At 75.2% G+C, this 4346-nt stretch carries 5 protein-coding genes; all 5 read right to left on the bottom strand.

Annotated elements, in window-relative coordinates; genetic code table 11:
• Positions 1–168: 168 nt before the first annotated feature.
• On the bottom strand, positions 169–549 hold the full coding sequence (locus ACFCX4_RS03795) for a DUF3224 domain-containing protein (protein ID WP_376138651.1): 381 nt from the start codon (positions 547–549) through the stop codon (positions 169–171).
• A gap of 209 nt (positions 550–758) precedes the next feature.
• Complete coding sequence (locus ACFCX4_RS03790) at positions 759–1532, bottom strand: thioesterase II family protein (RefSeq protein WP_376138649.1); 774 nt, start codon at positions 1530–1532, stop codon at positions 759–761.
• A gap of 76 nt (positions 1533–1608) precedes the next feature.
• The gene (locus tag ACFCX4_RS03785) at positions 1609–2865 is read right to left on the bottom strand and encodes a beta-ketoacyl synthase N-terminal-like domain-containing protein (protein WP_376138647.1); all 1257 of its coding nucleotides are present in this window, start codon (positions 2863–2865) and stop codon (positions 1609–1611) included.
• Positions 2862–3101, bottom strand: coding sequence for a phosphopantetheine-binding protein (locus ACFCX4_RS03780; protein ID WP_376138645.1), 240 nt, complete (start codon positions 3099–3101; stop codon positions 2862–2864). The genes ACFCX4_RS03785 and ACFCX4_RS03780 overlap by 4 nt, the downstream gene beginning before the upstream one ends.
• A gap of 23 nt (positions 3102–3124) precedes the next feature.
• Entirely contained in the window at positions 3125–4345 is a 1221-nt protein-coding gene (locus ACFCX4_RS03775) for a hydroxymethylglutaryl-CoA synthase family protein (RefSeq protein ID WP_376138643.1), read from the bottom strand.
• Position 4346: the final 1 nt, after the last annotated feature.

The raw sequence follows: 4346 nt of genomic DNA, 5'->3' as shown, positions 1-4346 counted from the left end.
GGGGGGGGCCCCCCGGGGCCCCCCCGGGGGGGGCCGGGGGGTAACCCGGGGTGCGCCCACCCCGGGGGTATGCGGTGGGAGCGCGCGGGCTTACCGGGCGGGGGGGGGCGGGCGCCCCCCCACGGCGGTCGAGCGGTCGGGCGGCCCGGTGGTGGGCGGCCCGGGTGGTCAGGCGAGGGTGTACTCCAGCGTGTAGTCGGCGTTCCGGTAGCCGCCCTCGCCGGTCAGCCCGGCCAGCTCGTCGGAGCCGCTGCCCGGGACGACCTCCCACTCGACCTCCACCCCGGTCTCGGTGTAGCTGCCCCGGGTCCGGAGGACGAAGCTGCCGCTCCGGCCGCCGAGCGTGCCCTCGAAGCGCTGGGTGCCGACGAACGCGGTCCCGTCGCCCACGTAGACGAGCAGCCAGTCCGCCCGGCCGGTGCCCTGGAGGTCGCCGGTGAAGGTGCTGAGGCAGTGCGCGTTGGCCTGCTTGCTCCGGCCCTCGCCCTCGGCGGTCACCGCCTCCTCCCAGTCGGAGACGTCCAGCGTGCCCTTGGCGGTCGTGGTCATCGGCAAACTCCCTCGCGGGGTGTGGGCAGGGCCCGGCCCTGCCGGTGGGCATGGAAGGGCGGAGGGGCCGGGTCCGGACCCTCCGCGGGAGTGACACAGGTCCCCCTGCCCTGGGAGGTTCACACGGCCGGCCGCGGTGGTCTGCCCAGAATTGAGCACTCCGCGCCGCCCCTGCCGTCCCACCGGTCCCGGTGGTCCCGGCGGCCCCGTCAGCACGGCCGGCGCCGGGCCCGGGCCAGGTCCTGCCGGACGGCGTCGGCCACCGCGTTCGCCGCGTCGCGCAGGTAGAAGTGCCCGCCGGGGAGGACCCGCAGGGTGAACTCCCCGGTGGTCTCGGCGTGCCAGCCCAGCAGTTCGGCACGGTCCACCTCGGAGTCCGCCGCGCCCATGTAGGCGGCGACCGGGCAGCGCAGTGCCGGTCCGGGCAGCGTCCGGTAGGACTCGTGCAGCTCGAAGTCCGCGCGCAGCGTGGGCAGCAGCAGGTTCAGCAGCTGTTCCTGGCCCATCACCTCGGCCGGGGTGCCGCCCAGTTCGGCCATGGCGGCGAGGAACTCGGCGTCCGGCAGGTCGGAGAAGCTCCGGCGGTCGGTGGGCAGCCGGGGTGCCCGCCGGCCGGACACGATCAGCAGTTCGGGGCCCCGGCCCGGCCCGGTGGAGAGCCGGCGGGCCGCCTCGTAGGCGAGGATCGAGCCGAGGCTGTGCCCGAAGAAGGCGTACGGCCGGTCCAGGTGCGGCTCCAGGGCCTCGCAGAGCGGGTCCAGCAGTTGCTCGATCCGGTAGTACGGCAGCTCGCGCACCCGGGACTCGCGGCCGGGCAGCACCACGGCCCGCACGTCGACCGCGGGGGCCAGGGCCGGCCGCCACGGCCGGTAGGCGGCGGCCCCGCCACCGGCGTGGGCGAAGCAGAACAGCCGGACGGCGTCCGGCTCCACGGCCACCCGGGGGTCACCGGCCAGCCAGCGGCTCTCGACCGCGGTGGGCATCTCTGTCCCTGCCTCTCGTCGTGTTCCTCCGTGCGGCGGGTGCGCCGCACGGCCGGCCGTGCCGCCGGGCGGGTCCTCAGGCGCGCCCGAACACCAGGCTGGTGTTGAAGCCGCCGAACCCGAAGCCATTGGACAGCGCGTGGTCGATCCGCGCGGTCACCGGCTCGGTCCCGACCAGCCGGCCGGCCGCGCCGATCGGCCGGTGCAGATTCGCGTTGCCGTGCACGAAGCCGTCGCGCAGCTGCACCAGGGTCGCCACCGCCTCGACCACGCCCGCGGCGCAGAGGCAGTGGCCGATCAGGCCCTTGGTCGAGTTGATCCAGGGCCCGTCGGCGTCCGCGCCGAACACGGTCCGCAGCGCGGTCAGTTCGACGTCGTCGCCGAGCGGCGAGCCGGTGCCGTGGGTGTTGACGTAGTCGATCCGGCGGGCGGTGAGGCCGGCGTGCCGCAGGGCCCGCCGCATCACGTCCACCTCGTCGGCGAGGTGCGGATCGGCCAGGCCGTTGCCGGAGAGCCGCATCGCGTAGCCGGCCAGCCGGGCCCACGGGGTGACGCCCCGGCGGGTGGCGGAGGCGGCGGACTCCAGGACCAGGCAGGCCGCGCCCTGGCCGGGGACGAAGCCCTCGTGGTCGGCGTCGAAGGGCCGGCTGGAGCGCTCCGGCGCGTCCCGGCGCCGCCCGGCCATCGCCCCGAGGTTGTAGAAGGCCTGGCGCTCCATGTCGGAGAGGTCGGTCAGCGCGCCGAGCACCAGACAGACGTCGACGTCGCCGGCGGCCACCAGCCGGGCCGCGTTGATGACGGCGACGTTGCCGCTGGCCGAGGCGCCGCCGACGGTGTAGCCCTCCCCGGTCACGCCGAGGACCTGGCTCACCGTGCCGACGTGGTCGGTGTCCATGAACTGCAGCGGGTACCGGGCCGGCAGGTGCACCGGGCTGGTGGCGTAGCGCTGCCGCACGGTGTCCGCGAAGCGGCCGCCCAGGTTGTGGCCGGCGACGACGAGCCCGGTCCGCTCGCCGGCCACCGGCGTCCGGTGCAGCCCGGCGCTCTCCCAGCCCTCCAGGGCCACCGCCACGGAGGCCCGCACCGGCATCGGCGAGCGGGCGGTGCTGCGGATCGCGGCCCTGCGCAGCTCCTCGGAGCGGCCGGCGAGCAGGGCCGGCAGGTCGAAGCCGGGCAGGTCGGCGGCGAGCCCCGGGCGCAGCTCGGGGTGGCTGGCGTCCACCGGGCGGGCCCCGATGCCCGAGACGCCCTCGCGCAGCGCCCGGGCGAAACCCGGGACGTCCGGGGCCGTGGCGCAGAGCACCCCGGCCCCGGTGACGACGACCCCGGTCACGGAAGGTGCCGGCGCAGCACCCCGGCGAGCGTCCCGATGTCGTGGACGGCCAGCAGGTCCGTGACGGACAGGCTGATGCCCAGGGCGTCCATGGTCATGGTGACCACGTCCACCCGGTCGATGCTGTTGGCGCCGAGGTCGGACAGCGAGACGTCCTCGGTCACCAGGGCGGGGTCGATCTCCGGGAGGACCTCCCGCACGCTGGCGCGGATGGCGGTCAGCACGGCGTCGCTCATGGTCGTTGCCTCCTTCTGGCGGATCACCGCCACGCGTAGGTCCGGTGGTAGCCCTCGGTGCCGGTGTGGACCAGCAGCGGCCGGTCCCCCGGCAGGTACTCCTCGTACCGCTCGACGTCGACGGTCCGGTTCTCGGCCGGCACCAGGGTGCGCAGGCTCTCCGGCAGCAGCCGGACGTACTCGGCGAAGTCCAGCTCCCGGCGGCGGTCCAGCGAGCCGCCGATGTCCATCGCCAGGACGGCCTCCCGGCTGCCCGGTCCGGTCACCCCGCTGAAGAACTCGGCGGAGCAGCCGGAGCCGTAGGAGTAGAGGCCGACCCGGACGGCGTCGGTCGCCGGGTCGGTGGCCAGCAGGCCGGCCAGCGCGAGGTAGACCGATCCGGAGCAGAGGTTGCCGACCCTGGCCGGGTAGGCGAGCGAGGGGCGCACCCGTCGTTCGAAGTCCTCCTGGGCCTGGGCGAGGGAGGCGCCGGACTCGCGCATCATCTTGCGGTGCGCGGCCAGCACGAGCCCGCTGAACGGGGTGTGCATGGCCAGCCGGTCGAAGGTGTGGCGGAAGTCGGCGCCGTCGACCCGGAGCCGGTAGTCGGCGAAGCTGTTGCTCAGGCAGTCCAGGTAGGCGAAGAGCGAGCGGTCCACGTCCGCGATGTCGAACTCGGGGGTGGGGCGGGCCGAGTCCAGCGTCTCGTAGCTGTACAGCCCGAACGCGCCGAGGTCGAGTTCCAGGACGGCCGGGCGGTCGCTCAGCAGGACAGCGGCGGCGCCGTGGCCGGTGGCCGGTTCGGCGTAGGCCGCCCGTTCGTCGACCAGGGCGACGTCGGTCGCGACGATCAGGGCCTTGGCACCCGGTGAGGCGCCGGAGGCGAGGTAGCCGGCGGCGAGCTGGAGGGCCCCGGTCGCGGCGTAGCAGGCCTGCTTGACCTCCAGCAGCCGGCAGTTCCGGCTCAGGCCCAGGTACTCGTGGACGTAGGAGGCGACGGACTTGCTGAGGTCCAGCCCCGACTCGGTGGAGGTGACCAGGACCTCGATGGCGGCGCGGTCCGCCGGGTCGAGCGCGTCGACGACCGGCTTGGCCGCGTTGACGGCGTTGGTCACCGGGTCCTCGAAGGGCAGCCCGACCGAGCGGTTGTGCATGGCGAGGTTGGCCAGCCGCTCCTGTTCCAGGCCGCGGCCGGCGAACAGGGCCGGGACGGGGATCTGCGCGATCCCGGCGTAGACGTTGAGCGCCTCGATGCCGTAGCCCATC

It is taken from the genome of Kitasatospora sp. NPDC056327 (assembly GCF_042261735.1).
GTDB lineage: Bacteria > Actinomycetota > Actinomycetes > Streptomycetales > Streptomycetaceae > Kitasatospora.
This window is presented reverse-complemented; position numbering and strand designations above follow the sequence as displayed.

Bases quoted from the DNA above. Each gene is read 5' to 3' on its own strand.
- ACFCX4_RS03780 (WP_376138645.1), bottom strand. From the start codon at position 3,101: ATGAGCGACGCCGTGCTGACCGCCATCCGCGCCAGCGTGCGGGAGGTC.
- ACFCX4_RS03790 (WP_376138649.1), bottom strand. From the start codon at position 1,532: ATGCCCACCGCGGTCGAGAGCCGCTGGCTGGCCGGTGACCCCCGGGTG.
- ACFCX4_RS03795 (WP_376138651.1), bottom strand. From the start codon at position 549: ATGACCACGACCGCCAAGGGCACGCTGGACGTCTCCGACTGGGAGGAG.
- ACFCX4_RS03775 (WP_376138643.1), bottom strand. From the start codon at position 4,345: ATGGGCTACGGCATCGAGGCGCTCAACGTCTACGCCGGGATCGCGCAG.